Below are 6,423 nucleotides of genomic sequence, written 5' to 3' on the forward strand. Positions count from 1 at the left end.
GGGGACGACGTGCGCCTGGGGCGCGACGGCGGGCTTGGGCGTGGGGGGCGGCTTGTACTGGAGCGACGACTCAATCTGCGCCGGCATCCAGCCGAAGTGCCCCGCCAGCGCGCTGATGAGCGCCGAGCGCGTCAGCCCCGGAGGCACCTGGGCGGTGACGGGCTTGAGCCGCTCCAGCGCGGCCATCTTCTCCTCGAAGCTCGCCTGCCTGCCGGAGGGCAGCAGGGTGGCGAAGAGGTAGGCGGTGAGGGGCTGGGCACCCTCCAGGAGGCGCTCCACGCCGTCGGTGCCCTCGCGGCGGGCGAAGACGTCCGGGTCATCCCCCTGCGGCAGGAGCGCCACCCGGGTGGGGGCGCCCGCGGCGAGCAGGGGACCGGCCAGGCGTTCCACGGCGGCCAGGCCCGCGGAGTCTCCGTCCAGGAGGAGCACCAGGTCGCGGGCCTCCGCGCGCTTGAGCACCTGGAGGTGGCCGGCGGTGAGGTTGGTGGAGCACAGGGCCACCGCGTGGCGCACGCCCACCTGGTGCAGGCCGATGCAGTCGAAGTAGCCCTCCACGAGCACGGCCGTCTTGCGCTTGTGGATCTCATCGCGCGCCTGGTCCATGCCGAAGAGCGTCTCGCTCTTGTTGTAGAGCCGGGACTCGCGCGAGTTGAGGTACTTGGGCCCGTCCTCCGCCGCGACCAGCCGGCCGCCGAAGGCGATGGGCCGCCCCTCCGGCGCGCGGATGGGCACCATCAAGCGGCTGCGGAAGAAGTCGATGCAGCCGTCGCCGCTGTTGCGCTTCGTGATGAGGCCCGCCTTGAGGCCCCACTCCAGCATCCCGTTCTTCTGGAAGCGGTCCGCCAGCAGGCTCCACTGCGCGGGCGCCCACCCCAGGCCGAAGCCCTGGGCCACCTCTTCGGAGACGCCGCGGCTGGCCAGGTAGGCCCGGGCGGCGCGGCCTTCGTCCTCGTGCCAGAGCAGGCCGCGGAAGTGCTCCGCGGCGAAGTCCGTGGCCTCCTTGACCTGCTGACGCTCCTTGAGGCCCGGGTCCTGCGCGGCCTCCAGGTCGATACCCACTTCCTGGGCCAGGTCCCGCACCGCGTCCTGGAACGTCTTGCCCAGGTAGCGCTGGATGAAGGACACCGCGTCGCCGCTCGCCCGGCAGCCATGGCAGAAATAGAAGCGCTTCTCCGGTACGACGTAGAACGAAGGCGTCTTCTCCTGGTGGAAGGGGCAGCGGCCCTTGAACTCGCGCCCGGCCTTCTTCAGCTCCACGTGACGGGACACCAGCGACACGATGTCCACGCGGTCGAGGACCTCCTGGATCTTGTGCTCCGGAATCACGACGCCCCTCCATCCATCCGCATGAGCGCGGCCTTCCGCCCGCAATCCTGACGCCCCGGTCTGACGCGGCCCGCACCGCCGCTTCCTCGCTCGCCCGCCCAGACAGGTAGGGCATGCGGACGCGGGCGGGGCGCGGAAACAGACGGGGGCTGGGACACGGCGCGCACTCCTGAAGGCTGGCTGCTCGCCTCCCGGGGTGGGGGACGGGCGGACGGCCTTGGGATCAGCGCTTAATGGCCAGCGGGCGAAGGATCAAAAAATCCGCTCGAGCCCGGGCCGGGGAGGGCACCTGGGAGACGTTCCCGGCGCCCCTTCCCCTCATCCGACGGGTGCTTCAGGACAGCTTGGCCAGCTGGGCCTTCACTTCTTCGGAGATGGCCTTGCCCTCGGCCTTGCCCTGGAGCTTGGGGTTCACGTTCTTCATGACCGCGCCCATGTCCTTGGGGCCCTTGGCGCCGACCTCGGCGATGGAGGCCTGGACGGCGGCGGTGAGCTCCTCCGGGGTGAGCTGCTTGGGCAGGTAGCGCTGCAGGACGGAGATCTCCTGCTCTTCCTTGTCCGCCAGCTCCGGGCGGCCACCGGCCTTGAACTGCTCGATGGAGTCGCGGCGCTGCTTGATGAGGCCGGCGATGACCTGGAGCACGCCCGCGTCGTCCAGCTCGCTGGCACCCGGCTCGACCTCCTTGTACTTCACGGCGCTCTTGAGCATGCGCACCACGCTCAGGGTCAGCTCGTCCTTGGCCTTCATCGCGTCCTTCAGGTCCGCGGTCAGGCGCTCTTTCAGGGTGGTCATGTCGGGGTTCCTCACGGGCGGGGAAAAGGGTCGCCGCGCCAGGGGATGGGACGGCGGGAACCAGGGCACCTGACTGCTTCAAGGCGCCCCGGCTCCTCACTGCGGGACCGCTAGTACGACTTGCGGGCCTTCTTCACAGCGCGCTTCTTGGCGGCGAGGGCCTTCTTCTTCCGCTTCACGGAAGGCTTCTCGTAGTGCTCGCGCTTGCGGATCTCGGAAAGGATTCCGGCCTTCTCGGTGGCCTTCTTGAAGCGCTTGAGAGCGCTTTCGATGGACTCACCTTCCTTCACTCGAATACCGGGCATGCAGTCACCTCCTTCCGCCTAGCTGGATGCAATCTGGAAATCTTCAGAGGGTCGGGGGGTATGGCGCAGCGGGCTGGAAAAGGCAAGGAGACCCGCACGGAAAGGATGGGCCCGGCTGCGCTAGAGTGTCCGGCGCGTGTCCCGTCTCCTCCTCCTGGTGCTCCTGCTGGCGGCCAGCCCCTCCCGGGCCGGCACGGTCGCTTCCGAGTGCTGGGCCGCCTGCCGCCGCCACGTCGCGGACCCGTCGCTGCGCGCCCGGACCTGTGGCGCCTGCGTCACCGGGGGGCGGGTGGACAGCTGGGTGGCGTCCCTGGGGACGGGCGGAGCGGAGGCGCAGCGGGCCCTGGAGTCGGCGCTCACGGACGGGAACTGGCGGGTGCGCTGGGCCGCGGTGCGGGCCGGGGCCCGGAGCCGGGGCCTGACAGAGCGGCGGGCCCTGGCGGACTGGATCATGGACACCCCACCGGACGCGGACCTGGGCGCCTGCCTCACCGCCGTCCGCGCCGCCGCCGACACCGGCCAGTCCACGGCGGACTTCCTGCGGGAGGCGGGGGCTCGGGGCCCTTCGGCCGCCGCCCGGGTGTGGGCGAAGCGGGAGGCCGTCCGCCAGTCGCTGTCGCTGGAGATGTTCTCGCAGGAGCCGGCCGTGCGGCTGCCCGCGCTCCTGCACCTGGCCACCTTCCAGGGGCGGTCGGCGACGCGCGTGGTGCTGGACGCGGTGGCGTCCCGGCCCGTCGCGGGCGACGCGGTGATGGCGGAGCTCCTCTCCGCCGTCGCCGAGCGGCAGCGCGCGTCCGTGGGCCGGTTGCTCCTGACGGAGGCGAAGCCCCCGGACGAGGCCGTCATCAACCGTCTCTTCGCCGTGTACTCACGGGAGCTGGACGCGCTGCGGCCGGAGCTTGCGTCCGGTGACTTGCAGCGCCGGCGCACGGCGGTGGCGTCCCTGCGCCGCTACGGTCCGCTGGCCAGGCGGGAGCTGGAGGGCGCGCTGGGGGACGAGGACGCGCGGATCCGCGAGCTGGCGGCGCGCGGCCTGGCGGAGTCGGCCGGGAAGCCCCTTCGGGACATGGCACTCCAGGGCGTGAAGGACGCGGAGACGGCGGAGGCCGCGCGGCCATGGCTGGGCGCGATGGCCCACGAGAAGGGGTGCTTCGCCTTCCTGCGGGACGTGGCCGAGGGGCGAAACGCCCGGACGCCGGAGATTCAAGGGGAGGCGGTGGCGCTCCTGGGGGACTGCGCGGAAGGCCCGCCCCCCACGCGGCGGCTGGCGCCCTTCCTCGCGTCGAGCGTGGCCCCGGTGCGCGCGGGTGCCGTGCGGGCGCTGGGGGCGCTGCCCCGGAACGGTGACGCGATGGCGCTGGCGGCGAAGGCGCTGGAGGACGGAGCCCCGGAGGTGGTGGTGGCCGCGCTGGACGTGCTGTCCGCGTACCGGCAGCCGTCGCGAGGGGACGAGGCGGCGGGCCTGCTGGCGTCGGAGCATCCGGTGGTGCGCGCGGCGGCGGCGCGGGCGCTGGAGTTCGTGGGCCGCGCCGCGCATGTGCGCGTCCTGGCCGAGCGCCTGCGCGGGGATCCCGTGGCGGACGTGCGCGTCGCGGCGGCGAGGTCGCTGACGGCGCTGGGCGGGCCGCACGCCGTGGCGGCGCTGAGCGAGGCGGCGGCGCACGACGCGGACACGCACGTGAAGCACGTGTCGGAGGACGGGCTGCGCCGGTTGGGGTTCGGGCGCTGACGGCTTTGGGACGCCGGAAGGGGAGGCCCGTGGATCAGGCCTCCATCCGAGCCTCGGCCCGAGCCGAGGCGCCGACGCTCACGGGCCGCTGACGGCCTTGGCGTCCACGCGGTTCCGGCCCGCGTGCTTGGCCCGGTAGAGGTACTTGTCCGCGGCGGAGATGAGGTCCTCCGGCTGGGAGAAGTCCGAGTCCAGCAGCGTCGCCACGCCCAGGCTGATGGTCACCTTGATGGGCGTGCCGCTGAAGATGAAGTCCGCGCGGTCCACCGCCACGCGGCAGCGCTCCGCGCACGCCAGGGCCGCGTCCTCCGCGGACTCGCGCAGCATCAGCGCGAACTCCTCGCCGCCGTAGCGCGCGAGCAGGTCCTCGGTGCGCACCGTGTCCGCCACCCGCTGCGCGATGCGCGTCAGCACGAAGTCTCCGGCCGGGTGGCCGTACACGTCGTTGATGCGCTTGAAGTGATCCACGTCGAAGAGCACCAGCGACAGCGGCACGCGGTGGCGCAGGCAGTACGCGAACTCCTTGCGCACCGTCTCCATGAAGTACTTCTTGTTGTAGACGCGGGTGAGGCCGTCACGCGTGGCGGACTCGTAGATGCTGCGCTGATACTGCTCCTCCAGCGCGTCCTGGATGCTGAACTTCAGCACCGTGTTGGACCCGATCTGGATCTTGTCGCCGTCGTACAGCGGCGCGGCGCTCACCTTCAGGCCGTTCAAGTACGTGCCGTTGGTGCTGCCCAGGTCCACGAGCTGGAAGCGGCCATCGCCAATGGCGACGACCTTCGCGTGCTTGCGGGAGATGCCGTCGTCCTCCACCTGGAACTGGGCCTCCGAGCTGCGGCCCAGCACGACTTCGGAGCGGTCCAGCTTGAACATCCGCCCGATGCCGGCGGCGGACTTGGCGCTGATGACGATCAGATACGCGCTCTGCTGCTGGGCGCTGCCCAGCAGGTCCGAAATGGAATGGACGGAAGTTTTCTCCTCGGACATCGCACCTCCCATCTTAGGGGCCGCCTTTTCACGGCGGCAAGCACACCCACGCTCCTTTCACGCACCCGGTGTCAGCCGACCCGCCCCATCCGCGCCGGCCGGCGCCTCTTTTTCTCCGGTGGAGGAACTGTCGGCCGCCCGACGGACAGCTCGCCCGCCACGGGCGTCCGGAGGAAGCGTGAGAGGGCCTCGCCCCCCCGGGGATGCTCCGCCAGCCCCTGCATCAGCTTCACCAGCGCCGCCGACGGGGTCATGTCCGCACCGCCGACCGCCCCCTCCGCCAGCAACTGGGCCCCGGACTCATAGAGCGTGAGGTCCACCCCGTTGCGGTACGCCTGGCTCACCACCAACACCGGGATTCCCCGCTCCCGCGCCTGCACGAAGAGCGGCAGGAGCGAGCGGCCCAGCTCCGGCGCGATGGGCACGTTGCCGGCCCCGTACGCCTCCACCACCAGCCCCTTCACGTGCGGGAGCAGCTGCAGGGGCAGCGCGGGATCCAGCCCCGGATACACCTTGAGGAGGAAGACGCGCGGATCCAGCTTCTCGTGGAGCCGGAAGGGGCCCCGCGACGGGAGGCCCTTCTCGAAGGTGGCGTCCACGCCCAGCGTGCCCAGCACGGGGAAGTTGGGGCTTTCGAACGCGTCGTACTCCGCCACCTTCACCTTGCGCGTGCGGTTGCCCCGGTACAGGTGCGAGTCGAAGCAGATGGTCACCTCGCGCGGCCCCTGGAGCGCGGAGAGCACCGCGTCGATGAGGTTCAGCCGCGCGTCGGAGCGGATCTCCCCCAGCGGACGCTGCGAGCCCGTCAGCACCACGGGGCAGGGCGGGTTTCGCAACATGAAGGACAGTGCACTGGCCGTGAAGGCGAGCGTGTCCGTTCCGTGGGTCACCACCGCCCCGTCGAAGTCCTGCAGTCGACGGTGGAGGTGGGCAGCCATCCGGCTCCAGAGCTCCGGCTGCATCTCCGAGCTGTCCAGGTTGGAGAACAGCTCGAGTTCGATGTCGGCCAGTTGGAACAGCTCCGGGGCTCGCTTGCGGAGCGTCTTGAAGAAGGCCGCGGGACGCAGGGCGGAAGGCCGGCCACCGGCCATTCCGAGCGTGCCTCCCGTGTGAAGCAGCAGGACTCTGGGCATGGGCGAGGGGCCGTCTGCCAAAGGCCGCCTTGCTTTACAAGCCCGGCGCGCATGGCTAAACCCCGGGGCCGTGCTCCTCCCTCGATGGAAGCGTGTTGCTCCCGTGCTGGCCGCGGCGACCCTGATGGGCGCTGGCTGCACCAAGAG

6 protein-coding genes are annotated in these 6,423 nt (G+C 71.3%); 1 reads left to right on the plus strand and 5 read right to left on the minus strand.

Annotated features, from left to right (window positions below; translation table 11 throughout):
• The 3 genes from dnaG to rpsU all read right to left on the minus strand — a co-directional run.
• Positions 1–1,326: DNA primase (gene dnaG / locus D7W79_RS37015; RefSeq protein WP_120529984.1), on the minus strand; the 1,326-nt coding region annotated here is incomplete at its 3' end.
• 334 nt (positions 1,327–1,660) lie between these two features.
• Complete coding sequence (locus tag D7W79_RS37020) at positions 1,661–2,119, minus strand: GatB/YqeY domain-containing protein (RefSeq protein WP_120529985.1); 459 nt, start codon at positions 2,117–2,119, stop codon at positions 1,661–1,663.
• 110 nt (positions 2,120–2,229) lie between these two features.
• The gene (rpsU, locus tag D7W79_RS37025; protein WP_014395136.1) at positions 2,230–2,424 is read right to left on the minus strand and encodes a 30S ribosomal protein S21; all 195 of its coding nucleotides are present in this window, start codon (positions 2,422–2,424) and stop codon (positions 2,230–2,232) included.
• A gap of 136 nt (positions 2,425–2,560) precedes the next feature.
• Between rpsU and D7W79_RS37030 the strand changes: the two genes are divergently transcribed.
• A complete protein-coding gene (locus D7W79_RS37030) occupies positions 2,561–4,153 on the plus strand; it encodes a HEAT repeat domain-containing protein (RefSeq protein WP_120529986.1) in 1,593 nt (530 codons plus the stop codon).
• 78 nt (positions 4,154–4,231) lie between these two features.
• Here D7W79_RS37030 and D7W79_RS37035 read toward each other — a convergent pair whose 3' ends face one another.
• Positions 4,232–5,143 carry a GGDEF domain-containing protein gene (locus tag D7W79_RS37035; protein WP_120529987.1) on the minus strand — a complete coding sequence of 304 codons (912 nt, stop codon included), beginning with the start codon at positions 5,141–5,143 and terminating at the stop codon, positions 4,232–4,234.
• Positions 5,144–5,214: 71 nt separating this feature from the next.
• The gene (locus D7W79_RS37040) at positions 5,215–6,276 is read right to left on the minus strand and encodes an asparaginase (RefSeq protein WP_120529988.1); all 1,062 of its coding nucleotides are present in this window, start codon (positions 6,274–6,276) and stop codon (positions 5,215–5,217) included.
• Between the last annotated feature and the right edge of the window lie 147 nt (positions 6,277–6,423).

This window comes from Corallococcus exercitus, assembly GCF_003611585.1.
Taxonomy (GTDB): domain Bacteria; phylum Myxococcota; class Myxococcia; order Myxococcales; family Myxococcaceae; genus Corallococcus; species Corallococcus exercitus.

Coding starts and splice junctions, on each gene's coding strand:
- rpsU (WP_014395136.1), bottom strand. CDS start 2,424: ATGCCCGGTATTCGAGTGAAGGAAGGTGAGTCCATCGAAAGCGCTCTC.
- D7W79_RS37040 (WP_120529988.1), bottom strand. CDS start 6,276: ATGCCCAGAGTCCTGCTGCTTCACACGGGAGGCACGCTCGGAATGGCC.
- D7W79_RS37020 (WP_120529985.1), bottom strand. CDS start 2,119: ATGACCACCCTGAAAGAGCGCCTGACCGCGGACCTGAAGGACGCGATG.
- D7W79_RS37035 (WP_120529987.1), bottom strand. CDS start 5,143: ATGTCCGAGGAGAAAACTTCCGTCCATTCCATTTCGGACCTGCTGGGC.